Annotated in this window: 22 protein-coding genes and 1 pseudogene; 6 read left to right on the plus strand and 17 right to left on the minus strand. The window is 73.6% G+C overall.

All coding sequences use genetic code 11. The features are described from left to right. Positions 1-73: 73 nt before the first annotated feature. Together F4556_RS07255 and F4556_RS07260 are read right to left on the minus strand one after the other, a co-directional pair. Positions 74-511, minus strand: a complete 438-nt coding sequence (locus F4556_RS07255) for a hypothetical protein (RefSeq protein ID WP_184912657.1) — start codon at positions 509-511, stop codon at positions 74-76. A gap of 39 nt (positions 512-550) precedes the next feature. After that, positions 551-3,685 carry an EAL domain-containing protein gene (locus tag F4556_RS07260; protein WP_184912658.1) on the minus strand — a complete coding sequence of 1,045 codons (3,135 nt, stop codon included), beginning with the start codon at positions 3,683-3,685 and terminating at the stop codon, positions 551-553. Between the two features lie 138 nt (positions 3,686-3,823). Between F4556_RS07260 and F4556_RS07265 the strand changes: the two genes are divergently transcribed. Together F4556_RS07265 and F4556_RS07270 are read left to right on the plus strand one after the other, a co-directional pair. Further along, positions 3,824-6,988 carry an amino acid adenylation domain-containing protein gene (locus F4556_RS07265; protein WP_376775783.1) on the plus strand — a complete coding sequence of 1,055 codons (3,165 nt, stop codon included), beginning with the start codon at positions 3,824-3,826 and terminating at the stop codon, positions 6,986-6,988. Between the two features lie 22 nt (positions 6,989-7,010). Continuing rightward, the gene (locus F4556_RS07270; RefSeq protein WP_184912662.1) at positions 7,011-7,670 is read left to right on the plus strand and encodes a leucyl/phenylalanyl-tRNA--protein transferase; all 660 of its coding nucleotides are present in this window, start codon (positions 7,011-7,013) and stop codon (positions 7,668-7,670) included. Here the strand turns inward: F4556_RS07270 and F4556_RS07275 are convergent. Genes F4556_RS07275 through F4556_RS07320 form a run of 10 tightly spaced genes read right to left on the minus strand, consistent with a single transcriptional unit; the run spans position 7,625 to position 18,430 of the window. After that, positions 7,625-8,980 (minus strand): ABC transporter ATP-binding protein, encoded by a 1,356-nt coding sequence (locus F4556_RS07275; RefSeq protein WP_184912664.1) that lies wholly within the window; start codon positions 8,978-8,980, stop codon positions 7,625-7,627. The two genes, F4556_RS07270 and F4556_RS07275, sit on opposite strands and share 46 nt — an antisense overlap. Further along, entirely contained in the window at positions 8,977-9,777 is an 801-nt protein-coding gene (locus tag F4556_RS07280) for an ABC transporter permease subunit (RefSeq protein ID WP_184912666.1), read from the minus strand. The genes F4556_RS07275 and F4556_RS07280 overlap by 4 nt, the downstream gene beginning before the upstream one ends. Next, positions 9,774-10,712 carry an ABC transporter permease gene (locus F4556_RS07285; protein ID WP_184912668.1) on the minus strand — a complete coding sequence of 313 codons (939 nt, stop codon included), beginning with the start codon at positions 10,710-10,712 and terminating at the stop codon, positions 9,774-9,776. Before F4556_RS07285 ends, F4556_RS07280 begins: the two co-directional genes overlap by 4 nt. Then, a complete protein-coding gene (locus F4556_RS07290; RefSeq protein ID WP_184912670.1) occupies positions 10,709-12,235 on the minus strand; it encodes an ABC transporter substrate-binding protein in 1,527 nt (508 codons plus the stop codon). The genes F4556_RS07285 and F4556_RS07290 overlap by 4 nt, the downstream gene beginning before the upstream one ends. Beyond that, positions 12,232-13,044, minus strand: a complete 813-nt coding sequence (locus F4556_RS07295; RefSeq protein WP_184912672.1) for a class I SAM-dependent methyltransferase — start codon at positions 13,042-13,044, stop codon at positions 12,232-12,234. Before F4556_RS07295 ends, F4556_RS07290 begins: the two co-directional genes overlap by 4 nt. Further along, positions 13,041-14,243 (minus strand): MFS transporter, encoded by a 1,203-nt coding sequence (locus F4556_RS07300; protein ID WP_184912674.1) that lies wholly within the window; start codon positions 14,241-14,243, stop codon positions 13,041-13,043. The genes F4556_RS07295 and F4556_RS07300 overlap by 4 nt, the downstream gene beginning before the upstream one ends. Continuing rightward, positions 14,240-15,283: a mandelate racemase/muconate lactonizing enzyme family protein gene (locus tag F4556_RS07305; RefSeq protein ID WP_184912676.1), complete on the minus strand. Its 1,044-nt coding sequence runs from the start codon at positions 15,281-15,283 to the stop codon at positions 14,240-14,242. The genes F4556_RS07300 and F4556_RS07305 overlap by 4 nt, the downstream gene beginning before the upstream one ends. After that, positions 15,280-16,359, minus strand: coding sequence for a PLP-dependent cysteine synthase family protein (locus tag F4556_RS07310; protein WP_184912677.1), 1,080 nt, complete (start codon positions 16,357-16,359; stop codon positions 15,280-15,282). The genes F4556_RS07305 and F4556_RS07310 overlap by 4 nt, the downstream gene beginning before the upstream one ends. Further along, the gene (locus F4556_RS07315) at positions 16,356-17,165 is read right to left on the minus strand and encodes a Rossmann-like domain-containing protein (protein WP_184912678.1); all 810 of its coding nucleotides are present in this window, start codon (positions 17,163-17,165) and stop codon (positions 16,356-16,358) included. Before F4556_RS07315 ends, F4556_RS07310 begins: the two co-directional genes overlap by 4 nt. Continuing rightward, positions 17,162-18,430, minus strand: coding sequence for an ATP-grasp domain-containing protein (locus tag F4556_RS07320; protein ID WP_184912679.1), 1,269 nt, complete (start codon positions 18,428-18,430; stop codon positions 17,162-17,164). Before F4556_RS07320 ends, F4556_RS07315 begins: the two co-directional genes overlap by 4 nt. A gap of 146 nt (positions 18,431-18,576) precedes the next feature. Between F4556_RS07320 and F4556_RS07325 the strand changes: the two genes are divergently transcribed. From F4556_RS07325 to F4556_RS07335, 3 genes are all read left to right on the plus strand, one after another. Beyond that, the gene (locus F4556_RS07325) at positions 18,577-19,173 is read left to right on the plus strand and encodes a GNAT family N-acetyltransferase (RefSeq protein WP_184912680.1); all 597 of its coding nucleotides are present in this window, start codon (positions 18,577-18,579) and stop codon (positions 19,171-19,173) included. 110 nt (positions 19,174-19,283) lie between these two features. Continuing rightward, the gene (locus F4556_RS07330; RefSeq protein WP_184912681.1) at positions 19,284-20,297 is read left to right on the plus strand and encodes a permease; all 1,014 of its coding nucleotides are present in this window, start codon (positions 19,284-19,286) and stop codon (positions 20,295-20,297) included. After that, entirely contained in the window at positions 20,294-21,094 is an 801-nt protein-coding gene (locus F4556_RS07335; RefSeq protein ID WP_184912682.1) for a TIGR03943 family putative permease subunit, read from the plus strand. The genes F4556_RS07330 and F4556_RS07335 overlap by 4 nt, the downstream gene beginning before the upstream one ends. A gap of 9 nt (positions 21,095-21,103) precedes the next feature. On the opposite strand, the gene F4556_RS07340 is transcribed toward F4556_RS07335, so the two are convergent. From F4556_RS07340 to F4556_RS07350, 3 genes are read right to left on the minus strand one after another with little or no spacing between them, the layout of a single operon-like run. Beyond that, on the minus strand, positions 21,104-21,820 hold the full coding sequence (locus F4556_RS07340) for a zf-HC2 domain-containing protein (RefSeq protein ID WP_184912683.1): 717 nt from the start codon (positions 21,818-21,820) through the stop codon (positions 21,104-21,106). Next, positions 21,817-22,395 carry a sigma-70 family RNA polymerase sigma factor gene (locus tag F4556_RS07345; RefSeq protein ID WP_184912685.1) on the minus strand — a complete coding sequence of 193 codons (579 nt, stop codon included), beginning with the start codon at positions 22,393-22,395 and terminating at the stop codon, positions 21,817-21,819. Before F4556_RS07345 ends, F4556_RS07340 begins: the two co-directional genes overlap by 4 nt. A 41-nt stretch (positions 22,396-22,436) precedes the next feature. Further along, positions 22,437-23,012 (minus strand): hypothetical protein, encoded by a 576-nt coding sequence (locus tag F4556_RS07350; protein WP_184912687.1) that lies wholly within the window; start codon positions 23,010-23,012, stop codon positions 22,437-22,439. 256 nt (positions 23,013-23,268) lie between these two features. Here F4556_RS07350 and F4556_RS39380 point away from each other — a divergent pair, with 256 nt between their 5' ends. Further along, positions 23,269-23,403, plus strand: coding sequence for a hypothetical protein (locus tag F4556_RS39380; RefSeq protein ID WP_313068198.1), 135 nt, complete (start codon positions 23,269-23,271; stop codon positions 23,401-23,403). A gap of 7 nt (positions 23,404-23,410) precedes the next feature. On the opposite strand, the gene F4556_RS07360 is transcribed toward F4556_RS39380, so the two are convergent. Beyond that, positions 23,411-23,938, minus strand: coding sequence for a GNAT family N-acetyltransferase (locus F4556_RS07360; RefSeq protein ID WP_184912688.1), 528 nt, complete (start codon positions 23,936-23,938; stop codon positions 23,411-23,413). A 25-nt stretch (positions 23,939-23,963) separates the two neighbouring features. Then, a pseudogene (locus F4556_RS07365) lies at positions 23,964-24,518 on the minus strand (YbaK/EbsC family protein); the annotation flags it as partial. Positions 24,519-24,586 lie beyond the last annotated feature (68 nt).

Below are 24,586 nucleotides of genomic sequence, written 5' to 3' on the forward strand. Positions count from 1 at the left end.
CGGCGAAACGGCACGCGGGCATGGCGGAGCAGGGCGTGGCCCGCCCGGCCTTCCGGCCGGACGGGATGCCCCGCTAGATCCGCAGCCTGCCCGGTGAGGGAGTGTCGTCCGGTGGCGGCCTGGGCACCGGACGACCGCCGGGACCCGCCGCCGGGGAGCTGCCCGGCGTCGGCGGTTCGACCGCGAGCGCGGCCCCCGGGGCGGCCGGAGCGACGTCGTCGCCGAGCTGCCCGGCCAGGCAGGAGTGCGTACCGTGCCCGTCCTCCGGGTCCGAGTCCGGGTGGCCCGCGGCGCAAGGCGCAGCCGCGTCGTGGCCCGGCTCGGCGTGATCATGCCCCGCCGTCTCGTGCCCCTGCGCGGTGGCCGCCAGGCCGACCGCGTGGTGCCCGGACGGGCCTTCGGCGCCGAGGCCGTGCGAGAGGGCGACGGCCAGCAGCAGGAGCAGCGCGGCCCACCGGCCGAGCACCGCACGGCCGGGGCCGTGGCTCGGGACTCGGGTGACCGCTGGCATGGGCGCGATCCTAGCCGAACGCCCGTCCGGGCCCCGGCGTCAGGAGGCCGGCCCGGGCAGCTCCGCGTACGCCCGGCCGCTGCGGATCAGTGCCTCCGCCTTGTCCGGGTCCATCGGGCGGGCGAACAGGTAGCCCTGCCCGAGCGGGCAGCCCATCACGCCCAGCAGCTCGCGCTGCCTGGAGGTCTCGATCCCCTCCGCGATCACCCGGACGCCCAGCGTCTCGGCGATCCGGGTGATGCCCTCGACCAGGGCGTACTGCTGCGGGGACCGCTCCAGACCGTCGATGAAGGACTTGTCGATCTTCAGGATGGTGATCGGGAACTCCCGCAGGTAGCTGAGCGAGGAGTACCCGGTGCCGAAGTCGTCGATCGCCAGCCTGACCCCCAGCTCACTCAGCATCAGCAGGTCGGACCTGACCCGGTCGTCACGCTGCATCAGCACGCTCTCGGTCAGCTCCAGCACCAGCGACTCCGGCTGCATCGAGCACACGTCCAGGGCGTCCAGCACCACCTCGACGAAGCCCGGGTCGCGGAACTGCCGGGCCGAGACGTTGACGCTCACGTACAGCGGCCGCCCGGCGCCGACCGCCCGCTGCCAGCGGGCCGCCTCGGCGGTGGCGCGGCCGAGCACCCAGGCGCCGAGCGGGACGATCTGCCCGCTCTCCTCGGCCAGCGTGATGAACTGCTCGGGCGGCACCAGGCCGCGCTTGGCGTGCGGCCAGCGCACCAGTGCCTCGAAGCCCTCCAGGCCGCCGCTGCCGATCTCCACGATCGGCTGGTAGAGCAGGTGGAAGGCGGAGTCCGCGACAGCCCCGTGCAGGCTCTCCTGGAGCTCGTGGCGCTCGATCATGCCCTCCTGCAGGACCGGCTGGAACCGGCGCCACTGCCGCTTGCCGGAGCCCTTGGCCGCGTACAGCGCGAGGTCCGCGTGGGTGAGCAGCTCGGTGGAGTCGGCGCTGTCGTCGGTGGTCGCCACGCCCAGGCTGACCGAGACGTTGACCGCGCCGACGCTGAGCCGGAACGGCTCGTCGAAGGCCCGGATCACGTGCTCGGCGAAGCCCTCGGCGTCCGCCGGGCTGCGGGCGTCCTCGATCAGCACCGCGAACTCGTCACCGCCGAGCCGGGCCGCGGTGTCCGAGGCCCGCGCGATGGTGGACAGCCGCAGCGAGACCGCCACCAGCAGTTCGTCCCCGACGCTGTGGCCCATCGCGTCGTTGACCACCTTGAAGTCGTCGATGTCGATCAGGAGCACCCCGGCCGAGAGCCCGCCCCGGGTGCCGCGCCGGAAAGCCTGGGTGACCCGGTCGTGGAAGAGCACCCGGTTGGCCAGCCCGGTCAGCGAGTCGTGGAACGCCCGGTGGCTCAACTCGCGCTCCAGCTGGCGCTGTTCGGTGACGTCCCGGAGGGTCAGCACCAGCCCGGCCACCGTCGGGTCGGCCCGCAGGTCGCTGTGCCTGACCTCGACCTCGATCGTCACCTCGTCGTGCCGGAGCATCCGCCAGTGCTCGCGCCGCTCCCGGGTGCCGGGTCTGCGCATCTGGTCCAGCGCACCCACCACGCCGAGGGTCTCCTCGGGCGGCACCAGCGCCGCGATCGGGGTGCCCACCAGGCCGGGGTAGCCGAGCACCCGGTCGGCCGAGCTGGAGGCATACCTGACCCGGTCCTCCTCGTCCAGGATCAGGATGACGTCCGAGGCGTTCTGCACCAGGCTGCGGAAGTACGCCTCGCTGTTGCGGCGGTTGACCTCCTCGCTGAGCGTGATCCGTTCCAGCGCCAGCGCCGCCTGTGAGGCGAGCGAGCCGAGCGTGTCGGTGAGGGCCAGCAGCTCCTCCTCCTCGCCGCCGACGATCAGCACCCCGATCAGCGGGTCGCCGGCCGGCCGGTCCCGCAGGGCCAGCGGGCAGACCACGGCCTGGCCCGCGCCGTGCAGCGCCGTCGCCAGCTCGTCCCCCAGGTCCACCGCCCGGCACTGGTGGCTGCGCCCGGTGGCGGCCAGCAGGTGGACGGCCCGCGGCACCTGGAAGGCCGACCATTCACCCGGACGGCCGTACGGCGGCTGGAACCTGACCCCGCCGCCCTGGTCGCTCAGCCCGAGCAGCACCCGGCGGCGCGGATCGGGCGGCGGCAGCGCGGCACCGGCCGCCCGCAGCGCGCTGGTGATCTCGTCCACCCGGGTGGCGCCGGCCAGTGAGCTGACCGCCACCCTGAGCACCCGCTCGCGGGCCACGGTCTGCCGGTGCGTGCTCACCACCCCGGCCAGCCGGGCCAGCACCAGCAGGTAGAGCAGCGCGGAGAAGGCGGCCACCACCCCGACGTTGCTGGTGTCGCCGACGAAGGCGTCCAGCATCAGGATCGCCGGGGCGATCAGCGCGGCGAGGGCGAGCAGCCCGATCCGGCCCCGGGCCACCTCGGGCCGTCGGCGCGGGGCCGGGCGGGTCATGGTGACCATCGAGGGGTGCAGCGCGGCGATGCCCCAGGAGGTGTAGAAAGCGGCCCAGCCGAGGTCCACCGGGGTGCCGATCCGCCACATCCCGTGCAGCTGGATCAGCCCGAACATCACGTCCGAGACCAGCATCCCCAGAGTGCCCACGGTGAGCAGCCGCAGCGACCAGCTGCGCGGGCCCGGCGGCACCAACAGCCGTACCAGCATGGCCAGCACCAGGATGTCGCCCAGCGGGTAGGCGATCGAGAACGCCTTCTGAACCCACGTCAGTTCGGAGTTCTGCGCGGACGGCAGCACGATGTAGATCCAGACCAGCAGCGCCAGACCTGAGGTGAAGGTCAGCGCGTCCAGCAGGCTGCCCCGGTCCCGGCCCGCGCTCCGGCGGCGGATGAACAGCAACAGCCCGGCGGCGTACAGCGGGTAGGTCAGCAGGTAGAAGCCGTCCGCGATGGACGGGAACGGGTTGACCCGCTTGAGGATCTCGGTCTGCACCACCTCGGCGACCTCGCCCGCGGTGAAGCTGAGGTTCGCGGCGGCCAGCAGGAACCACGGCAGCGGGTGGGTCGGCCGGTTGCGGAAGGTGCCGTACACGATCGCGGCCACGCCGCTCAGGCCGATCCCGGTCCACCAGACGATCCGCTGATCGGGGTGGGTGTAGTACAGCGCCGTCAGCAGGACCATCCAGCCGAGGAAGACATACGCCGGGTAGGGCCACCGCCATCTGGTCATCGCAGCCTCTGGGGCAGGGAACCGAAATGGAATCCTGACCAGAATACCTGACGGCGTATATTCGAAGAACAGTTCACTGGGGGTCTGGAGCACACCGGGAGAGCACAGGTGGCGGACCGTGAATTGCATGTGACGGTGGTGAACTCGCGCGGCCAGTACTCGATCTGGCCGAGTCACCGCGAGCTGCCGCCGGGCTGGCAACAGGTGGGACGACCAGCGCTGTTGGCTGACTGTGCAGCAGTTGTCGACACGCTGTGGACGGATATCCGGCCGCATTCCACCGGCCCCCCGGCGATTTCCGTACCGGAGTTGGTGCGGGCCAGGGCCCGGCTGATTCCCGGTCACCCTGCGGTGATTTCGGAACACGGCGCACTCGACTACGGGGAGTTGGACAAGCAGGCGGACCAGTTGGCCCGCCGGCTGCGGGCCCGCGGTGTCGGAGCGCGGCACACCGTGGCGGTCTGTCACGACCGCAGCCCCGGCATGGTGGTCGCGCTGCTCGCCGTGCTCAGGGCCGGCGCCGCCTTCCTGCCGCTCGACCCCGCGCTGCCGCGGCGCCGGCTGGACCGGCTGATCGACGACGCCGGGGCGGCACCGGTGCTCACCGACCAGGCCCACAGCTGGCTCACCGACCGCACCATGGCGGTCGATCAGGACGACGCCGACGACCAGGACCCCGGCGGCCCGCTGCCCACCCCGGGCCCCGAGGACCCGGCGTACCTGATCTACACCTCCGGCTCCACCGGCGACCCCAAGGGCGTGATGGTCAGTCACCGCTCCTTCGCCACCGTGCTGACCGCGCTGGTCACGGCGTACGGGCTGAGCCCCGCGGACCGGGTGCTCCAGCTGGCCGCGCTCGGCTTCGACACCTCGCTGGAACAGGTCTTCACGCCGCTGATCGGCGGCGCCACGCTGGTGCTGGCCGACCGGCGGGGGTGCGCCCCGACCGAGCTGGCCGACCGGCTCGCCGCGCACCGGGTCACCGTGGCCGACCTGACCCCGGCGTACTGGCACCAGTTCCAGAACGCCACCGAGCGGGACCCGGCGCCACCGGGCGACCTGCGGCTGGTCATCGTCGGCGGGGACACCGTCCGGCCCGGGGACTGCCGTCGCTGGCTGCGGCAGCGGCCCGGGGTCCGGCTGATGAACGCCTACGGACTGACCGAGACCACCATCACCTCGACCCTGTGCGAGCTCAACCCCGGGCTGCTGGCCGGCCCGGTCGGGGCCCCGGCGCCGATCGGGCGGCCGGTGGGCGGGGCCACCGTGCACCTGCTGGACGAGCAGCTCCGGCCGGTCCAGGACGGGCGGCCCGGGGAGATCTTCATCGGCGGCCCCGGCGTGGCGCTCGGCTTCTGGCGGCAGCCGGGCCGGACGGCCGAGCTGTTCCGGCCCGACCCGTACGCGGCCGAGCCCGGCTCCCGGATGTGCCGGACCGGCGACCTCGGCCGGTGGCGGGCGGACGGCGAGCTGGAGTACCTGGGCCGGCTCGACCGGCAGCTGAAGATCCGCGGCTACCGGGTCGATCCGGCCGAGGTGGAGGCGGCCCTGGCCGACCACCCGGCGGTGGAGCAGGCCGCCGTGGTGCCCGAGGACGGGGCGCTGGCCGCGTTCTACACCACCGCCGGGCCTGTCCCCGCCGAGGAGGTCAACAGCTTCCTCAGCGAGCGGCTGGCCCGCTGGATGGTGCCGGCCAGGCTGACCGAGGTGGCCACCCTGCCGCTGGACCGCAACGGCAAGGTGGACCGCAAGGGGCTGCTGCTGACCACCGCTCCCCCGCCGGCGCCGCCGACCGGCAACGGCGAGCAACTCGACTCGATCGGCAGCGGGGTGGCCGAGCTCTGGGCCCGGATGCTGCACCTGGAGCAGGTGCAGCCGGGGGACGACTTCTTCAAGATCGGCGGCGACTCGCTGCTGGCCACCGAGATGCTGGCCCGGGCCCGGATCATGTTCGGCATCGGGGTCGGTCAACTCCGGGTGCTCACCCGGGCGTTGCTGGCCGAACCGACGCTTGCCGCGTTCGCCCGCAACACCCGGGCGGCCCGGGCCGGGACGCTGACCGCCGGCGACCTGCCCCCCGACTTCGCCGCCGAGGCCGAGCTCGGGGTGCCGATCAGATCGAACGGCGGCCCACCACCGAACTGGCGCCGTCCCGGCGCGATCCTGCTCACCGGCGCCACCGGCTACTGCGGCTCGCACTTGCTGGACACCCTGCTCCGGGAGACCGACGCCACCGTGCACTGCCTGGTCCGCGACACCGACCCCGGGCAGGCGCTGGACCGGCTGCGCGCGGCCGGACTGCGGCACCTGCTGCGGGACCCGCTGGACGGGGTGGCACCGGGGCGGGTGGTCCCGGAACACGGTGACCTCGGGGCGCCCCTGCTCGGCCTGACCGAGCAGCGGTTCGCCGAGCTGGCCGCCGGGCTCGACCTGATCCTGCACTGTGGCGCCCGGGTCAACTTCATCTACCCGTACCGGGAGTTGAGCGCCGTCAACGTCGGCGGCGTCCGCGAGCTGGTCCGGCTGGCCGGGCACTCCCGGGCCGTCCCGCTGCACCACCTGTCCAGCATGTCGGTGCTCGCCGGGTACGGGGCGGCCGGGGTCCGGCAGGTCACCGAACGCACCCCGCTCGGGTACCCCGGGTACCTCTCGGTCGGGTACGCGGAGACCAAGTGGGTCGCCGAGGAGCTGCTCCGGCAGGCCGCCCAGGCCGGTCTCCCGGTGACCGTGCACCGGCTGAACGACGTCACCGGGGACCGGCACACCGGCGCGATGAACAGCAGCACCGAGATGTGCGCGCTGATCCGGCTGATCGCCGACACCGGGTGCGCGCCCGACGTGGACCTGCCGCTGGACTTCCTGCCCGCGGACAGCTTCGCCCGCGCGCTCACCTACCTGGCCACCCACGTCGAGGCCACCGGGCAGGCGTACCACCTGACCAATCCCCGGCACCCGCTGCTCGGCGAACTCGCCGCCCGGCTGCGGGCGTTCGGCTACCCGGTGGCCGAGGTGCCCTACCAGGACTGGGTGCTCCGGTTCGCCCGGTACGCCGCCGAGCACCCCAAGCACCCGGCCACCCCGTTCCTGCCGCTGTTCGTCGACCGCTGCGCGGGCAGGCCCGAACTGACCGTCAGCGAGATGTACTTCCGCCGGACCTTCCCGCGCTTCGACCGCTCCGGGGTGGTCGCGGACCTGGCCGGGAGCGGGGTGGAGTTCCCGCCGGTGGACGGCCCGCTGCTGGACCGCTACCTGCGGCACCTGATCGGCTCCGGCTATCTCGACCCGCCGACCGTGGGCGGGTGAACGGCCCTTGTGGTGGGAGGAGTTGGACCTGACCGAGGCGCCCGCCGATGGTCCGGTGGCGTTCGGCGGGACGCTGGACGCCGCTACCCTGCTCGGCGCCTACCGGGCCGGGCTCTTCCCCTTCCCGGCGGCCGATCCGGTGCTGGCCGGCTTCAACGAGGCGCGCTGGGCGGAAAGTCCGGCCCCGCTGGTCGGCGGGGACGACCCGTACGCGCTGGCCTGGTGGTCGCCCGACCCGCGGCCGGTGCTGGCGGTGGACCGGCTGCGGGAGCGGCCGCGCTGGACCTGCACGGTGGGGCGGGCCTTCGACCGGGTGCTGGAGGAGTGCCGCCGCGACCGCCAGCCCCGTTGGCTGACCGATGAGTTGGCGGCCGCGCTGCGGGAGTTGCACCGGGACGGGCAGGCGGTCAGCGGGGAGGTCTGGGAGGGCGAGGAGCTGGTCGGCGGGGCGTACGGGATCCGGGTCGGGCCGGTGCTCAGCCTGGACTCGATGTTCCACCACCGCCCGGGTAGCGGCACGGCGGCGCTGGCCGGGCTGGCGGCCCGGTTCGCGGCGGTCGGCGGCCGACTGCTGGACGTGCAGTGGGACAGCCCCCACATCCGGTCACTGGGTGCCGAGTTGCTGCCGCGCGAGCGCTACCTGGCCGCGCTCGGGGAGCCGGATACGCAGCCACTGGGCTGAAGGTGCAGGGTGCGGTCGGCCAGGATGTCGGCCGCCGACCGGTCGTGGGTGATCAGCAGCAGCGCGAGACCCGTCCGGTCGCGCAACCCGGCCAGGTGGTCCAGGATCAGGCGGCGGCTCAGCGCGTCGAGGCCCGAGGTGATCTCGTCGCAGACCAGCACGCGCGGGTCGACCACCAAGGCCCGGGCCAGCGCGGCGCGTTGCAGCTCACCACCGGAGAGTTCGGCCGGGCGGCCGCCGACCGGGACGCCGAGCCCTTCGAGGGTGCGGGCGGCCTGGCGACGGGCCGCCGCCGGACCGAGACCGGCGAGCCGGACCGCCGCTCTGGCCACCTGGTCGACCACCGGGCGGCGCTCGTCGAAGGCGGACCTGGCGTCCTGGAAGACGTACTGGACGGCCGCGAGGTCGGCCCGGCTGCGCGAGCGCAGGCTGCGCGGCAACGGACGCCCATCCAGGGCCACCGTGCCCTGGTAGGTGTCGTGCAGTCCGGCCAGACAGCGGCCCAGGGTGGTCTTGCCACTGCCCGAGCGGCCGGTCAGGGCGAGGCACTCGCCCGCGCCGAGGGTGAGCGAGACCCCGGCCAGTGCCACCGCACCGCCTCGGTGACGGGCCGTCACCTGATGGGCCGCCAGGATCGGTGCGGCCGGTGCGGCGGACCGGCGGGGTCCGACCGTCGGGGCCTCCGCCCAGGCTCCCGGCTCGACCGGACGGCCGCCGCGCAGCATCACCACCTCGTCGGCCAACTCCCGTACCACGTCCAGGTCGTGGCTGAGCAGCACCAGCGCGAGGCCGTCCCGGACCAGTGCGGCCAGCTCGGCGACCAGGTGCCGTTTGGTCTCCGGGTCCTGCCCGGTGGTCGGCTCGTCGGCGACCAGCACCCGGGCGCCGAACAGCAGGGCCTGGGCGATCACCACCCGCTGCTGCTGCCCGCCGGAGAGCTGGTGCGGGAAGCGCCGCAGCACGGCGGCGGGGTCGTCCAGCCGGGCCCGGCGGAGCGCGTCCTCGACCGCCCGCCTGGGCCCCAACTCGCCCAGCAGGGCACCGATCCGGCGGGCGGGGTTGAGCACGGTGGCCGGGTGCTGGGGCACGTAGCCGACCGCTCCGGCCGGGGCCCGGACCAGGCCGGAGACCTTCGCGCCCGCGGGGTACTCGCTGAGCAGCGCCAGGCCGGTGGTGGTCTTCCCGCTGCCGGAGGCGCCGAGCAGCGCGGTCACCCGGCCCGGGTGGGCGCGCAGGTGCACGCCGTCCAGCAGCAGCCGTCCCCCGACCTCGACCCGCAGGTCCCGCACCTCGGCCAGTGCTGCCGTCATCGCTCAACTCCCTTTCCCGGGCGCGGTTGCAGCGCCGCGTCGAACAGCAGGTTGGCTCCCGTCGAGAGCCCGGCGATCAGCGCGGCAGGGATCACCACCGCCCAGGGCTGGAGGTCGAGCCCTGGGCGGTTGCGATCGACCATCACGGCCCAGTCGGCCGCGTCCGGGGCCACCCCGACGCCGAGGAAGGCGGCGGTACTCACCAGATAGAGCGCGCCGACCAGCCGGGTGCCCGCGTCGGCGGCCAGCGTGCGGCGCAGCTCGCGGGTGGTGTATCCGAGCGCGATCCCGGCCCAGGACTCCCGGTGCATCCGGAGCGCCTCGACCGCCGGGCGGGCGGCGATCTCCACGGCGGCGGCGTGCACCACCCGGGCGGCATCCGGCACCGCGACGAAGGCCACCAACACGGTCAGGCCGACCGGGCCCGGCTCCAGCGCGGCGGCCACCAGCAGGACCAGGATCAGCGAGGGCACCGCGAGCAGCACGTCCAGCGGCCGCAGCAGCAGTTCCTCCAGCCAGCCGAACCGGGTCAGCGCGGCGGCCAGCCCGAGCGGCAGGGCGACGGCGTACGCGAGCGCGGTGGCGGCCAGCGCCACCAGCACCACCGACCGCCCGCCGAGCAGGACTTGGCGCCAGACGTCGCGTCCGGTGAAGTCGGTTCCCAGCCAGTGCCCGCCGCCCTGGGTGAAGGACACCGACCGGGGTCCGGCCTCCCCCGCGAACAGCGGGCCGAACAGGGCCAGCAGCAGCGGCACCGTGATCAGCACCGCCCCGAGGACGTACCGCCGCCGGGTCACCGGGTCAGCTCCGTCCGTGGGGAGAACCGGCGGGCCACCAGGTCGGCGCCCAGGTTGAGCAGCACGGTCAGCAGCGCGAAGACCACGGCCAGGCCCTGCACCACCGGTACGTCCCGGGCGGCCACCGCGTCCAGCAGCACGCTGCCCAGACCGGGCAGCACGAACAGCGCCTCCACCACGACCACCCCGCAGAGCAGCCAGTCGCACGTCCTGGCCAGCTGCTGGGCCGCCGGGGCCAGCGCGTTGGGCAGCGCGTGCAGCCAGCGCACCCGCCACTCCGGCACGCCGTAGCGGCGGGCCTGGGCGACGTACGGCCGGGCCAGGGCCTCGAGCATCCCGGCCCGGACCAGTCGGCTGATCGAGCAGACCGGCCGGGCCAGCAGCACCAGCACCGGGAGCACCAGCACCGCCGGGTCGACCGCCACCCCGCCGACGGCGGTCGGCGGCAGCCAGCCGAGCCGCAGCGCCAGCACGGTGCTGAGCAGCACGCCGAGCGCGAACTCCGGTGCGGCGTACACCGCGAGAGTGGTCGAGCTGATCAGCCGGTCCAGCCCGGAGCCCTCCCGGCGGGCGGCCAGCATGCCGAGCCAGAGCGAGAGCGGGACGAGCAGGGAGAGGGTGAGCGCGGCCAGCAGCAGGGTGACGCCGAGGCCGTCGGCCAGGTAGCCGCTGACGGTCCGTCCGGTCACCAGGGAGCGGCCGAGGTCGCCGTGCAGCAGTTCGCCGAGCCAGCCGAGGAAGCGTTCGGCGGGCGGGCGGTCGAGCTGCATGGCCTGCCGGATCAGCGCGATCCGCTCGGGGTCGGGGCTGTCCCCCGCCAGGGCGACGGCCGCGTCGCCGGGCAGCGCCTCGGTGAGTACGAAGATCAGCACCAGCACGGCCGCCGACTGCGCCACCCCGAGCAGCAGTCGGCGGGCCAGCCAACTCCGGATCATGCCAGCCAGGTCCGGTCGAAGCGGGCCCAGTCCAGCGTGTTGGCCGGGGCGTCCTTGGCGACCCCGCGCACCGTGGGCGCGGTGGCCACGATCCAGTCCGCGAAGCCCCAGATCAGGAAGCCGCCCTCGTCGTACAGCCGGCGCTGCATCCGCTGGAAGAGCGCCGACCGGGCGGCCGGGTCGCGGGTGGACTGCGCCTGCAGGTAGAGCTCGTCGAAGTCGGGGTGCTTCCAGTGCGTGGCGTTGGTGGTGGAGTTGGAGAGCAGCCGCTGCGAGAGGTGTGACTCGATCGGCAGGGCGCCAGAGCGGTAGGAGGCGAACACGCCGCCGTCCAGGATGTCCTTCCAGTAGGTGTCCTTGTTGCCGACCCTGACCTCGACCGTGACGCCAGCCTTGGCCGCCTGCTCCTTGAAGATGCCCGCCGCCTCGACGAAGCCGGCGGCCACCGGTGAGGTGTCCAGGGTGACCTTCAAGCCCTCCTGGCCGGCCTCCTTGAGCAGCGCTCGGGCCTTCGCCAAGTCCTGGGCGCGCTGCGGGAGTTCGCTCGGGTAGTACTGGGCGCCCTTGCCGAACAGGTCGTTGCCGACCTCGCCCGCGCCGGAGAGCGCGCCGTCGATCAGCTCCTTGCGGTCGGCGATCAGGAAGAACGCCTGCCGGACCCGCTTGTCGTCGAACGGCGCCTTGTCGGTCTTCATCACGAAGCCCTGCATGGCGCTGTTCCGCAGCCGGATCACCTCCACCTTGCCCCGGCCCTCGTTGGCCCGGGCGGTGGCGGGGTTCAACTCGTGCGCGTAGTCGGCCTGTCCGCCGAGCAGCGCGCTGACCCGGGCCGACTCCTCGTTGGCGATCAGGATCTCCAGCTCGTCCAGGTGCGGGGCGCCCTCCCAGTAGTCGGGGTTGCGCTTGACCAGCAGCGAGCTGCCGGGCTTGAACGAGACGAAGCGGAACGGGCCCGAGCCGACCGGGGCAGTGAAGGTCTCGGTGTCCTTCGGCACGATGTACGCGCCGAACGCGGCCAGCACGTTGGGGAATTCGGCATACGGGCGCTTGAGCTTGAACTCCACGGTGCCCGGGTCGACCGCGCGGCTGGCGGCGAGGTCGATCGGCTCCAGCGAGGCCTTCGCCCGGAAGGCCCGCTTGGGGTCGGTGATCCGGCGGTAGCTGTACAGCACGTCCTCGGCGGTGACCGGGCGGCCGTCGTGGAAACTGGCGGGCCGCAGCCTGACGGTCCAGACGTCCAGAGTGGCGTTCGGCTCCCAGCCGGTGGCCAGCCGGGGCACGGCCGCCAGGTCGGAGCCGGAGTCGGCCAGCTTGTCGTAGAGCGCCTTGGCCCGGGCCGCGTCCACGAACAGGTTGCTCAGGTGCGGGTCGAGGGTCTCGTTGGTGCCGCCCCCGGCGAAGATCGCGCGCAGCCGGCCGCCGCTCTTCGGGGTCGCGCGGTCGGCGGACGGGGTCTCGGCGGTGGTGGCGCAGCCGGTGACTCCCAGGGCGGCTGCGGCTATCAGGACGGTACGGCGCTTCACGGTCTGCTCGTTTCGGTGGTGGGGTGGACAAGCCGGGCGACCAGGTGGATCCGGTCGGAGTCGGCGGTGTCGGCGGGTTCGGCGTCCTCGGTCCAGGCCGGTTCGGTGCGCGGCCCGGGGCGGTCGTGCAGGGTGAGCACCTCGAAGCCGTGCGCCGCCAGCAGGTGGCGCAGCTCCTGCGGGAAGAGCAGCCGCCAGGCGGAGCGCTGCTCGACCGGTGCGCTGCCGTCGTCGCTGCTCCACTCCCGGGAGCGGCGCAGCAGTTGGGCCGGGTGGTCGATCCAGAGCCTGGTGCGGGAGGTGTGCCGGACGCCCTGGTGCTCGACCGTGTCGGTGCGGACGGTGTCCAGCAGGTCGGTCCGGCCCAGGAAGTAGGCGCCGTTGCGCATCTCGGCCACCAACAGGCCGCCGGGGGCCAGGTGTTGGCGACAACGGTCGAGCAGGCGGTCGAGGTCCTGGTTGGTGTGGCAGTACAGCAGGGCGCTGTCCAGGCAGAGCACCGCGTCGAACCTGCGCTCCCCCAGGTCGAGTTCGCGCATGTCGCCGCAGTGGTAGTCGGGGCCGGGGTGGCGGGTGCGGGCGTGTTCGACCATCGCCGGGGAGCTGTCCAGGCCGAGCACGTACCGCCCGGCCTTGTGGTGCAGCCAGCCGGCGTCCCGGCCGGTGCCGCAGCCGAGGTCGAGGACGCGCGGCCCGGCGCCGTACCGGCGCAGGATGGCGTCGGCCCAGCGGGCGGCCAGGTGGTCGGGGTCGGGGAAGCGGAGCTCGTACAGCTCGGGTGTGTCGGTCAGCAGGTTGCCGCTGGTCATATCGGCTCTCCGATCAGGTGTCGGACGGTCGGGTCGGGCAGCCGGGCCCGTTGGCGGGCGACGGCGAGGGCGCAGGTCAGGCCGAGGGCGCAGCAGAGCAGCCAGGGGGCCCAGTCGGCGATGTCCATCGCCCAGCCGACTGCCGCGTTGCCGAGCGCGGCGGCCAGTCCGGAGACCAGGTAGAAGACGCCGTAGTAGGTGCCGGTCAGGCTGCTCCGACCGAAGGCGGGTATCAGCTCCTGGACGAAGGGCTGAGCGATCATCACGCCGGTGTGCAGCAGCAGGACGGTGAGCAGCAGGGGCGCCAACCCGCCTGCCAGCAGCGGCGGCAGGAAGCCGAGGCCGGCCACCAGCAGCCCCAGGGCGATCCACCGGCCCCGGGTGCCACGCTGCTGGAGCGAGCGGGTTATTCGCAGTTGCAGGGTGAGGTTGGCGACCGTGCTGGTCAGGAAGAGCAGGCTGACCGCGCCGTCCCAGCCGGTGACCTGGCGCGCCTGGTCCGCCAGCAGCAGGTAGAGCTGGCTCTCCAGCGCGTACAGGCCGACCAGGGCCAGCGCGAAGGCCAGGAACCGGCGGTCGCCGAGGACTTCGCGCCAGTCCCCGAGCACGCCGGTGCTCGGTGGCGGTACCGGCCGGGGCGGCAGCACGCAGGCCTGAGCCACCGTCAGCAGGGCGAAGATCCCGGCGGCGGTGAGCGCGGCGGCACGGAAGTCGACCAGCAGCAGGGCGGTGCCGAGCAGCGGGCCGAGCAGCGCGCCCGTGGTGGCGAAGACGTTGAACAGGGCGAACGCCTCGGCCTTCCGCTCCCCCGACTCGTGCGCCAGGTAGGTGCGCACGGCCGGGTTGAACAGCGCCCCGGCCAGTCCGCTGAGCACCGAGGCGGCCAGCAGGACGGCCAGCCCGTCGCCGAGCGCGAACAGGCCGAAGCCGAGGGTGCGCAGCGCACAGCCCGCGATGATCACCCCCCGGGCGCCCAGCCGGTCGGCGGCCGAGCCGCCCAGGATGAACAGGCCCTGCTGGCTGAGGTTGCGCACCCCGAGCACCAGGCCGACCGCCACCGCCGACAGGCCGAGGTCCTGCCCGAGGTGGGTGGCCAGGTACGGGATCAGCAGGTAGAAGCCGGTGTTGACGCCCAGTTGGTTGACCAGCAGGAGCCGTACGGGCAGCGGGAAGCTCCGTACGGCGCGCAGGGTCCTCACGCTGATACCTCGACGGGTCGGACCCCGAGCCCGGCCCGGTCGGCGGCCCGGACCACACCGTCGGTGCCGCCGATGCCGCGCCAGGGGTCGTGCCGGAGCAACAGGTGGCCGTCCAGGTCGACCCAGCGGGCCCGGTCGACCAGGTGCACGGCGGGGGCGATGCCGAGCGAACTGGCCGTCAGGCAGCCGAGCATCACCTCGGTGCCGCTGCCGTGCAGGGCGGCGCAGATCCGCAGCGCGGCCGAGACGCCGCCGCACTTGGCGAGCTTGATGTTGATCCCCTGCACCCGGCCGGCCAATCGGGTCGCGTCCTCCAGCGAGACCGCGTCCTCGTCGGCGATCACCGGCAGTTCGGAGCGCTCGGCCACCTCGGCCAGCCACTCCGGGTGGCCGGGAGCCGTGGGCTGCTCGACGGCGGTCACGCCGAGTTCGGCGAACTTCGGTATCAGCGCCAGCGACTGCGCCACCGTCCAGGCGCCATTCGGGTCGAGCAGCAACTCGGCCTCGGGGGCGCCTATCTGCACGGCCCTGACCCGGGCCAGGTCGTCCTCGGGGTCGGCCGAGCCCGCCTTGACCTTGAGCACCCGGAATCCGCTGACCGCCAGCCGGGCGGCCTGGGCGGCGGCCCGGACCGGGTCGATGATGGCGATGGTCCTGGCGGTGGCGGCGGCCGGGGTGCCGAGCAGGCCCAGCAGTTGGTGCACGGGGGCACCCGCCCGCTTGCCGACCAGGTCGAGCAGCGCGGCCTCCACGCCGGCCAGCACGCCGGGCGGCAGCTCCTTGAACGGGGCTTCCAGGCGCTGGAGTTCGATCAGCGCGGTCTCCGGGTCGGGGTAGCGGACCAGGTCGAGGGCCCGGCTGTGCCGGAGGATCCGCTCGGTGGGCAGGCCCAGGTAGGAGCTGGCGACCACCTCGCCGTAGCCGCTCAACCCGCCGTGCCGGACGGCGAGTTCGACGGAGTCGCGAGATGCCATGGTGGAGCGGGAGATCCGCAGCGGTTCGGTGAGGTGGAGCTCCACCACCCGCAGGTCGAGTTTCACGGTCGGGGCTCCATCGGGGGGTTCAGGGGATCGATGACGGTGCGGCAGCGGGCCCAGCCGGCCACCTCGACGGCGCCCGGGTGCGGGATCTCCACCGGCCGGGAGACCGGCGCGGGCAGGTGGTGGGCGCGGCACCAGTCCTCGTCGTAGACCGTGCCCAGGTAGCGGTGCGGGCCGTCCGGGAAGACGGTGGCGACCACCGCGCCGGGCTGCACCCTGGCAACCCAGGCGGAGACCAGGGCGACCGCGCCGGTGCTCCAGCCGCCGCTGACGAAGCTGCCCCTGGCCAGCCGGCGGCAGGCGTCCACCGCCTCGGCCGGGCCGACCCAGTGCACCTCGTCGAAGTGCCGGTAACCCACGTTGCGCGGGTGGATGCTGCTGCCGAGGCCGCGCATCAGCCGGGGCCTGGCGGGCTGCCCGAAGATCGCCGAGCCGACCGAGTCGACCCCGATCACCTGCAGTCGGGGCCAGCGGCGGCGCAGCGGCTCGACCAGTCCGGCACTGTGGCCGCCGGTCCCGACGCTGCACACCAGCACGTCCAGGTGCTCCAGACGGTCCGTCAGCTCACGGGCCATCGAGAGGTAACCGGCCGCGTTGTCAGGGTTGTTGTACTGGTCCGGCCAGTACGCGCCGGGCAGCCGGTCGAGCACCTCGTGCAGCCGCTCCAGCCGGGCGGCCTGCCAGCCGCCGCGCTCGGCGGGCCGGTCGACCAGCTCCAGGCGGGCCCCGTACGAGTGCAGCAACTGCCGCATGGAGGGCTCCAGTTCGGTGTCGCCGACCAGCACCACCGGGTGCCCGAGGGCCTGCCCGGCGAACGCCAGACCGATCCCCAGGGTGCCCGAGGTGGACTCCACCACCGGTGCGCCGCTGCGGAGTTCACCCCTGGCGTGGGCGCCGCGCAGCATCGCGACGGCCGACCTGGCCTTCATGCCGCCGGCGCCGAGGTACTCCAGCTTGGCCCAGAAGCCGGGGTGGGCCTGCGGCAGCGGTGCGCTGATCCGGGCCAGCGGGGTGTGGCCGAGCAGCGAGAGCAGCTCGGGGTTGGCGGCGACGGGCCGCAGCAGGGCGGTGATCATCGCGCACCGCCGTACAGGTGGATGGTGCCGGGGCCGCCGTCCAGCCAGAAGAACGGGTAGGGCTCGGCGCTGACCGCCGTGACCCCGTCCCCCAGCAGCCGAGGCAGCACCGCGCTGCCGGTCTGGGCGAACATCACCAGCGGTTTGCCGGTCTGCCTGGCGTGCTCGGCGAAGGTCTCGAAGCTGCCGTTGCCGAGCGTCATGCCGGAGACCAACAGGGCGTCGCAGTCGTCGAGTTCGGCCTCCGTCCGGACCGGCTCGCCCCACTCCGTCCGCCCGCCCTTGAGGTCGCACGGGAGGTACGCCGTACCGCGCTCGCGGAGCTGCTCCAACAGCGAGTTGACCACGCCGACCACCAGCACCCGCCGGGCCTCGGCCGGGACCAGCCCGACCACCGCGCGGGCCCGGGCCCGGGAGCGGTCCAGCGAACTCCCGGCCGGGATCGGCACCGGGCGGGCGCCGTGCGCGGGGGTGTGCGGACGGGCCAGCAGCAGGAAGGCGTCCAGCGCGGCGATCCGCACCGGCGGCAGCGGGTGCGCCAGCAGCTCGGCGACGCTCGCGCCGACGCAGTCGTCCAGCGCACCGGCCGGCAGCGCGCCGGGCTCGACCGCGCAGGAGCCCACGGCGGCCCCGAGCCGCAGGCTGAGCACCTCGTTGCGGTACCCGCCGGACCGGCCCCGGTGGCGGACGGCCTGGCTGGTGGTGAAGGCCACCGCGATCCGCTCCTCCGCCGGATCGAGGCCGTACGCACCGGAGTTGACCCGCTCGACCAGTCGGCCGACCCCGTCGGTCGTCGTGGTGGTCATACCCGCGCCGCCTCCTCCGCGTAACAGGGCACCAGCCGGGCGAGCAGCCGCTCGGCGGTGTCGAGCGCGGCGGCGCCCTCGGTGTCGGTGGCCAGCAGGTGGCCGAGGTACTCGTTGTTGCTGACCGCGCGGCGGACCTGGCGGCCCGGCTCGGCCAGGGTCAGTTCGACCACCGCGGGCTCCTGGCCGACCTGCTCCGCGCCGTCGATCCCGGCCAGCAGGCCGTCCCGCTCGGGCAGCAGGAAGGCGATCGCGGCGCTGGCCACACCGGTCGGACGGACCGTCAGGTCCGGGGTGGCGCCGAGCGCGACGTCCACGGCCGCCGCCGCCAGGTCGATCCCGGTGACCCGGCGGACCAGCTCGGTGATCCGGTTCCCGGCCGGTCGCGGGTTGACCTCGACCACCCGGGGGCCGCGCGGGGTCAGCTTGATCTCGGTGTGCGCGACCAGCTGGTCAAGGCCGAGCGCGGCCAGTGCCCGGACGGCGGTGTCGGCGGCGGCCGCCGCGTCCGCCGGGTCGAGCGCGGCCGGGAACATGTGCCCGGTCTCGATGAACGCGGGCGCCCCTCCGACGCTCTTGCTGGTGACCCCGACCACCTCGGTCCGGCCGCCGTACGAGACCGTCTCGACGCTCACCTCGGGCCCGCCGAGCAGTTCCTCCAGCAGCACCACGGGCTGCCGTCGCTGGCCTCGGGCGTTCACCGGGAACGCGTCCAACTCCCGGTACGCCGCGTACAGTTCGGCCTCGTTCGCGACCTTGCGGACCAGCATCCCGGCGCACAGGTCGACCGGCTTGACCACCAGCGGGTAGCCGATCCCGGCCGCCGCCGCGACCGCTTCGTCCCGGTCCCGGCAGAGCGCGTACCAGGGCCCGGGCACCCCCTCCTCGGCCAGCCGCTGCCGGGTCAGGTCCTTCCGGCAGGCCGCCGTGACGGCCTCCGCCGAGGGCCCGGGCAGCCCGAGCCGCTCCGCCACCCGCGCCACCGTGGGCAGGTAGTAGTCACAGGACGAGACCACCCCGTCGAAGCCCAGCACCCGGTGCAGCCGCTCGACGTACGGGAGCAGCGTCTCGGGGTCGTTGGTGTCGGCGGTCAGCACGTTGGCGGCCGCCAGCAGCGGGTGGCTGGTGTCGGCCGGCGCTGCCCGGAGGTAGTGGTGCAGATCCCGGGTCAGGAAGGTGAACCGGTGCCCGCCCTCCCCGATGGCCCTGGGCAGCAGTCTGCTCATGGACCCGACCCAGCTTTCGATCACCAACAGATGCGCCACGGATCTCCCTCTCGCTCCACCCGGCAGGACGGTGTAGAAGCAGAACCTAGCCGACACGCGTTTTCATTTTCAATACGTCTACATGGAAACCGTTTCCATGTAGAGTGTGATTCCGCCCACCGGCCGACGTCACCCAGGACGATCTGATGACCAGTCACCAGCCTTACCAGGTACGCCACACCCGCCCGGCGGACCTGCCCGGCGCCCGCGCCCTGATGCTCGACACCTTCTACCGCGAGTTCGGCTACGGCTACGTCCCCGCCTGGCACGAGGACGTGGTCGCCCTGGAGGCGACCTACCTCGACCACCCCCGGCACGCGCTGATCGTGGCCACCGGCCCCGGCGGCGAGGTGGTCGGCAGCACCGCCCTGCACTCGCGCGGCCCGGCCCACCCGCCGCACCCGAAGTGGCTGGCCGAGCGCTACCCGTCCGGGCTGACCGCGCAACTCGTCCGGGTGTACGTCCGGGACGGCCACCGGCGGCACGGGCTGGCCCGGCGGATGGTCGCGCTGGCGACCGAGTTCGCCGGCCGGGAGGGCGGCTACCAGCACCTCTACCTGCACACCAACGTGGACATCCCCGGCGCCGAGCCGTTCTGGCGCAGCCTGGCGGTCGAGGTCTGCGACGCCCGGACGACCGGCGAGCACGGGCCCGGCGTGGCCACCGTGCACTTCGAGATCCCGCTCGGACCGGCCCGGGCAGGCGTCCGGCTGCCCGGAGAACTGGCAGGCATCCAGGCGTAGATGAATATGGTTATCGTCGCTAGTCTTTGCTCCGCCGCCCGGCCGGACCGACCGGGCCGGTCACCGAGTGCTGCCACGAGCAGCTCGCGCAGCAGAGGCGGACCTGACGCATGGGGACGAAACAGGCAACGGCACCGAGGGAGCGCATCCCCGAGCCACTGACCGAACAGACCGGGCCGTCCGGCGGCACGCTCGCGGCCCTCGGCTGCGCGGTGGTGGTGCTGGCCGGCACCGGGCTGTTCGGCTGGTCGGACGCCGAAGTGGTGCACGCCTGGCGGACGTTGCTGGTCTCGATCGTGGTGCAGGGCGTGCCCTTCCTGGTGCTCGGCACGGTGGTCTCGGCCGCGATCGGCGCCTTCGTCCCGCCCGGCCTGTTCGCCCGGGTGCTGCCGAAGAACCCGGCGCTGGCCGTGCCGGTGGCCGGCGTCGCGGGCGTGGTGCTGCCCGGCTGCGAGTGCGCCTCGGTGCCGGTCGCGGGCAGCCTGATGCGACGCGGGGTCACCCCGGCCGCCGCGCTCGCCTTCCTGCTCTCGGCCCCCGCCGTCAACCCGGTGGTGCTGGTCTCCACCGCGATCGCCTTCCCCGGACAGCCCGGGATGGTGGCCGCCCGGCTGGCCGCCTCGCTGATCACCGCGATCACCATGGGCTGGCTCTGGGTCAGGTTCGGCAAGGAGGAGTGGCTGCGGCTGCCGAAGCGCCCCGACGCACATGACACCGGCGGCTCGCGCTGGGCGGAGTTCCGGCGCGGCATGCAGCACGACTTCCTGCACGCGGGCGGCTTCCTGGTGGTCGGCGCGATGGCGGCGGCGACCTTCAACGTCCTTGTCCCGCCCGGCCTGTTGGCGCTGTTCACCGACTCGCCCTGGCTCTCCGTCCCGCTGCTGGCGCTGCTCGCCGTACTGCTCTCGGTCTGCTCGGAGGCGGACGCCTTCGTCGCCGCCTCGCTCACCGGCTTCTCCCCCACCGCCCGGCTCGCCTTCATGGTGGTCGGCCCGATGGTCGACCTGAAGCTGATCGCCCTTCAGTCCGGCGCGTTCGGCCGCGCCTTCACCGTGCGCTTCGCCGGCACCACCTTCGTGGTCGCGGTGCTGGTCAGCGTGCTGATCGGAGCTGTGCTGCTGTGAGGAAGCTGACGTATCCGGCGCTGCTGGTGCTGCTCGGCGCGGCCCTGCTGCGGATCACGGTCGGGAGCGAGGTCTACCTGCGGTACGTGAAGGAGAGCCTGCACCCGTTGGTGGTGCTCTCCGGGGTGGTCCTGCTCGGGCTCGGACTGACCGGGCTGGTACGGGAGTTGCGCGCGCTGCTGCGCCAGCCGGTCCGGCACTACCGGCGGGACGAGCACGGCACGTACCGGGTCGAGGCGCACGCGGCGGAGCACGACCACGACGAGGACGAACACGGGCACGGCCACGGGGCCGGGCCGCGGATCGCCTGGCTGCTCGGGGCGCCCGCGCTGGCGCTGCTGTTCTTCGCACCGCCCGCGCTGGGCTCCTACACCGCGAACCGGGACGGGGCCGCCGCCACCGTCGAGCGGGCCGACTACCGGGAGTTGGCGAGCGGGCCGGTCACCCCGATGTCGATGTCCGAGTTCATCGGACGCAGCCTGCACGACAGCGCGAGCCTGACGGGACGGCAGGTGGTGCTCACCGGTTTCGTCACCAAGGGCGGCGCCGGGACGGACTGGCACCTGAACCGGCTGACCGTCAACTGCTGTGCCGCCGACGCCCGTCCGCTCCGGGTGGCCGTGCACGGCCAGGACGCCCCCGCCCTGGACAGCTGGGTCGAGGTCACCGGCCGGTGGCGGTTCGCCCAGCTCGACAGCCGCTCGCCCGTCCCGCACCTGGACGTCCTCCAGGTCCGCACCGTCCCGGCGCCGCGCAACCCGTACGCGGACCGGGCACCGGTGGTGGAGCGGTCCTGAGGACCGGCGTCAGACCGGGATCGCCACCAGTTCGGCGCCCTCGGTGGTGCGGACCTCGAAGTGGTCTATCTGGGTGGCCGGGAAGCCGATGCCGCCGTGGGTGACCAGGGCGTCCTGCTGGGCGGGGAGACCGTAGCCGGCCTCCGGGACGGCCCAGCTGGTGACGGTCTGGCTCCGGCCGTCCCGGGTCACGGCGATCAGCGAGCAGGACAGCGGGCCCTTGACGCCACCCAGCCGGAGGGCGACGTGGGTGCCCCACTTCTTGTCCTCCAGCGCGACCGTGGCGACCGCTCCGGTGGTCCGGTCGGTGGCCGTCCGGAGGGTGCCGTGGTCGATCAAGTCCTGGGCGGGGCTGGTGGAGTGGGCCACCGGGGTGCCGGATCCGCCGTCCCCGCTGAGGGACGCACCGACCAGCGGCCCGGCGATCAGCACCGCGACGGCGGCGGCGACCAGAAAGAGCCGGCGGGTCCGCGAGGTGCGGCGGACGGCGGTCACCTCGGCGACCATCCGCTCCAGCAGCTCGCCGCCAGGAGCGGCGTCCGCCGCGGGGCGGACCGCGTCCGCGTACTCCGCGAGCAGTGGTTCCAGTCCGGAGAGCTCCTCGGCCTCGGCCGTGCACCGGGCGCAGTCCGCCAGATGTGCGGCGAACTCCGCCATCTCCTCCGGTTCGAGCAGCCCGAGGACGTAGGCACCCACGTCGAGGTGCTGCTCCTGCGGGGACGTCACGATGTCACTCCTCGTTCCTCGAGTGCGATCTTGAGCGAGCGGAGCGCGTAGAAGACCCTGGAGCGTACGGTACCGGCGGGCACGCCGAGCACGGCGGCGGCCTCGTTCACCGTACGTCCCTTGAGGTAGGTCTCGACGATCACCTGCCGGTGCGGCTCGGTGAGGGCGTCCAGGGCGTCGGAGATGGTCATCAGGCGCAGCGCCTTCTCCAATTCGTCCTCCGCGGGCATGACTTCGAGCATGGCGTCACCCACCTCGCGGGGGCGCGACTGCCGGCTCCGGTGGCCGTCGATGACGATCCGCCGGGCGACGGTCACCAGCCAGGGGCGGAGCGAGGCGGCGGCCGGTTCGAGGCGGTGGATGTTCCGCCAGGCCCGGACCAGCGTCTCCTGCACCACGTCCTCGGCCTGGTGCCGGTCGCCGCCGACCAGCCGGAGCACGAAGCTGAGCAGCGCGGCGGCGTGCTGGTCGTGCAGGGCGCGGATCAGCTCCTCGCCCTGCACCGCCTCGCTCCGCACTGCCTCGCTCCGTGCTGCCTCGTCCCGTGCTCCGGTCACGGCCGAATCGTGCCGCATGCGCCTCTCCTCGTCGAGCAGCAGCGGGGTCACGGAAGCCATCAGTAGCCGTTGCCGCCCGTGCCGGTACCGGCCGCCGCCTTCTTGCCGTCCGGCGCGGCGATGAACCAAGTGCCGCCCACGCCTTGGCCGTTGGTCTCGCCCGGTGCCTTGTCGCCCGCGAAGCGGTACAGCGGCCAGCCGCCCAGGGTGAGCTGCTTGGTGCCGTCGGCCCGGGTGACGCTGCCGACCAGCTTGGCGTCGATCCCCTTGATCGTGCCCTGGGCGTTCACCGGCACCGGCGGCCACTTGGCGGCGCAGTCGCCGTTGCAGTTGGAGGCCGACGGGTTGGCGGTGTCCTTGTCGAAGCGGTACAGCGTGTAGTCCAGGCCGTCCAGCACGATCGCCCCGAACTTCGCGGTGTTCCCGGCGGCCAGCGAGCCCTTCAGCGCGGCCTTGTCCGTGGCGGCCTTGTCCGTGGCGGGCGCGGAGGCGGCAGGGGTGGAGGCGGCGGGCGCCGAGGCCGCCGGAGTAGCGGTGGCGGCGGGCTTGCCGTCCGAGCCGCAGGCGGTGAGCAGCAGCAGACCGGCCACGGCGGCCGGGACGGTCAGCAGGGCGGTGCGGCGAAGGTTGCGCATGAGTGGTCTCCCCCACGAGATCTGATGGACATTCGCATCCATCAGTACGGAGCCGGCCGGCGGAGCACTCAACGCCTCGGAAGATTTTTCTCGGCGATTTCCGGCGGGGCGGTCCCGGACGGGCGCTCCGCTGGCCCAGCATGGCGGGTGGCAGGGGTCGTTCTCACTGACCGTCACACCCGACGGCATCCGCGACCTCACCCTCGCCACCACCACCGTCACGCTGGCGCCCGCGACCGGTGCCGACATCCGCGAGGTGTTCTGCGACCGGGTCGGCTTCTACGCCACCCGGGCCCTGGCCGACCGCGCCGTGGCCGCCGATCTCGAATTGGCCGCCTGCGACGCCGCGGAGGCGTGGGCGGTCGGCAAGCGGCTCGCCGACCTGTTCTGACCCGCCGCTACTGCCACGAGGGGTCGGAGCGCAGCACGCTGTAGCCGACCTCGTCGTGCCACTGCCCGTTCCGGTACGCGATGCTGCGCAGCACGCCCTCCCGGCTGAACCCGGCCCGCTCCAGCACCCGTTGGGCGGCGACGTTCGCCACCTCGGTGGCCGCCTCGACCCGGACCAGCTGGGTGTGCGCGAACAGGTACCGGACCAGCTCGCGCATCGCCGGCGCACCGAGACCGCGTCCGCGGACCGCCGGCAGCAGCGAGATGCCGGTGTTCCAGCAGGACGTGCCGCGCCAGCACATCACCTTCCGCCAGGAGACGAACCCGGCCGCCTCACCGCCGTCGGCCACGATCAGCGTGCCACCGTCCTCGCTCAGCATCCCGTTCTCCAGCCACTGCCGACGCCACCGCCCCGGGTCCGACCAGCCCTGCCACTGGAACTCACCCGCCGCCTCGGGATCGGTGAGGAACGCTTCGAGGACCCGCAGGTCCTCCTCCCGTACGGGCCGCAGGGTGACGACGGTGTCTTCGCTCATCGGGCCACCCTAGGGCCTCACTCGCGAGCCCCTCCATCACCTGCGCGCCCGGCAGTTGGGCCAGCACCCACCCCGGCAGGATCAGCTTGCCCCGCCGCCGCCCACTCCCGACCAGCACGAACGGCGCCGCCACCACGGCCGCGTCGATCAGCAACGGCCAGCCGGCCGGAAGGCCGACCGGCGTGATGCCGCCGTACTCCATCCCGGTCTCCGCGACGGCCGTCTCCATCGGCGCGAACGACGCCTTGCGCGCGCCGAGGTGCTTGCGGACGGCCGTGTTGACGTCCACCCGGGTCCCGGCCAGCGCCAGGCAGGCGGCCAGGGTGGTCTCGCCACCACGCTTGGCCGCGATCACCACACAGTTCGCGGACACCTCGGGAGCGACGTCGTACGCCTCGCAGAACACCGCGGTGTCGGCCTTCGCCGGATCGGTGTCGACGTACAGCACCGACCGGGCGGCACCGGGCACGTCCCAGTTCTTCAACGCATCCGCCACCGGCCCGACCAGGGGCTCGTCCAACGTGAGGGCGGCGAACGCGGTCTCGAAGTTCCCGAACGGGGCGGGCAGACGGTCGGTCATGGCGGAGCAGCCTTTCGAGGTCGGAACGCCCGCGGAAATCCACGAGCCACAGGAGCACCCTCCTGACA

The organism is Kitasatospora gansuensis (genome assembly GCF_014203705.1).
GTDB classification, from domain to species: domain Bacteria; phylum Actinomycetota; class Actinomycetes; order Streptomycetales; family Streptomycetaceae; genus Kitasatospora; species Kitasatospora gansuensis.

Coding starts and splice junctions, on each gene's coding strand:
- F4556_RS07345 (WP_184912685.1), bottom strand. CDS start 22,395: ATGCGGCACGATTCGGCCGTGACCGGAGCACGGGACGAGGCAGCACGG.
- F4556_RS07315 (WP_184912678.1), bottom strand. CDS start 17,165: ATGACCACCACGACGACCGACGGGGTCGGCCGACTGGTCGAGCGGGTC.
- F4556_RS07285 (WP_184912668.1), bottom strand. CDS start 10,712: ATGATCCGGAGTTGGCTGGCCCGCCGACTGCTGCTCGGGGTGGCGCAG.
- F4556_RS07260 (WP_184912658.1), bottom strand. CDS start 3,685: ATGACCAGATGGCGGTGGCCCTACCCGGCGTATGTCTTCCTCGGCTGG.
- F4556_RS07325 (WP_184912680.1), top strand. CDS start 18,577: ATGACCAGTCACCAGCCTTACCAGGTACGCCACACCCGCCCGGCGGAC.
- F4556_RS07330 (WP_184912681.1), top strand. CDS start 19,284: ATGGGGACGAAACAGGCAACGGCACCGAGGGAGCGCATCCCCGAGCCA.
- F4556_RS07275 (WP_184912664.1), bottom strand. CDS start 8,980: ATGACGGCAGCACTGGCCGAGGTGCGGGACCTGCGGGTCGAGGTCGGG.
- F4556_RS07350 (WP_184912687.1), bottom strand. CDS start 23,012: ATGCGCAACCTTCGCCGCACCGCCCTGCTGACCGTCCCGGCCGCCGTG.
- F4556_RS07255 (WP_184912657.1), bottom strand. CDS start 511: ATGCCAGCGGTCACCCGAGTCCCGAGCCACGGCCCCGGCCGTGCGGTG.
- F4556_RS07310 (WP_184912677.1), bottom strand. CDS start 16,359: ATGATCACCGCCCTGCTGCGGCCCGTCGCCGCCAACCCCGAGCTGCTC.
- F4556_RS07295 (WP_184912672.1), bottom strand. CDS start 13,044: ATGACCAGCGGCAACCTGCTGACCGACACACCCGAGCTGTACGAGCTC.
- F4556_RS07360 (WP_184912688.1), bottom strand. CDS start 23,938: ATGAGCGAAGACACCGTCGTCACCCTGCGGCCCGTACGGGAGGAGGAC.